Source organism: Nonomuraea lactucae, from assembly GCF_003313395.1.
GTDB classification, from domain to species: domain Bacteria; phylum Actinomycetota; class Actinomycetes; order Streptosporangiales; family Streptosporangiaceae; genus Nonomuraea; species Nonomuraea lactucae.
In genome coordinates, this window is sequence record NZ_QNFZ01000393.1 from 1 (window position 1) to 918 (window position 918).

General features: G+C 77.1%; 2 protein-coding genes. One reads left to right on the forward strand and one right to left on the reverse strand.

Annotation, left to right across the window (positions count from 1 at the left end):
• The coding region (locus DQW85_RS45990; RefSeq protein ID WP_205315311.1) for a hypothetical protein at positions 1-185 on the reverse strand (185 nt) is incomplete at its 3' end.
• Between DQW85_RS45990 and DQW85_RS22145 the strand changes: the two genes are divergently transcribed.
• Positions 178-918 (forward strand): hypothetical protein (locus DQW85_RS22145; protein WP_205315312.1); only part of this gene is annotated, 741 nt, incomplete at its 3' end. The genes DQW85_RS45990 and DQW85_RS22145 overlap by 8 nt on opposite strands.

Here is a 918-nt window from a genome sequence, read left to right on the forward strand (position 1 = left end):
CGGGCGCGCGCCACGGCGCCGCCGTCGGCCAGGCCGCGATGGCCGGTCACGCCAGAGTGGCCCTTACCCCTGAACGAACGCCGTGATCCGGCGACGACCACCCACATCTTCCCCGCCGAGCTCCTCGCGCCGCCGTCGCCGACGACCAGGCCGTCCCACGACGCGACCACCGAGCCGATGCCCAAGGTGCGCGACCCGCTGGCACCGACCGACACGGCGGGCCGCTGGGAGGCGTTCTCCCCCCGCTCCTCGCGGCCGTCCCCTCGTTCCTCCCGGCCGTCCCCTCGCTTCCCGCAGCCGTCCACCCGCCCCTCGCAGCCGTTCTCCACCGGCTCGTGGGAGCCGTTCCCCGGGGTCGCGGCCCAGAGCGGTGCCCGCGAAAGGCAGTTCTACCTGCCACGTCCGGCCCCGGGCGACGTGCTGGACGACGAGCAGGAGACGCAGGAACTGCCCGCGGTGATCGACTTCCCGCCCCACAGGCCGCCTGCCCGCGCCACGCAGAGCCCGGCCGCGCCCGCGTCCGGCAGCCTGTTCACCCCTCGGGAACGGGGTGCGCGCGCGGCCGAGCCGGTGTACCGGATGCCGCCCTCTCCCGCCCCCCGCAACCCGGACCCACGCGCCTCCGAGTCGCACACCGCCGGGTCCCACACCGCCTCGCCGCACACCTCCGAGCGCGGTACTCCGGAGCACCGCGCACCCGAGCGCCGCACACCCGAGCGCCGCACGCCCAGGCCGGGCGCCGGATCGGAGAGCCGGAAGCCACGCGCTTCGGAGGGCCGCAAGCCGGGCCGTACGGAGGGCCGGAGGCCGGGCCTTACCGAGGGCCGCAAGCCGGGCGCTTCGGAGGGCCGGAGGACGGGCGCCTTCGAGCCACCCGCCCGCACGCTCGCCACGTTCAGGTCGCCGTCCGGCGGCACC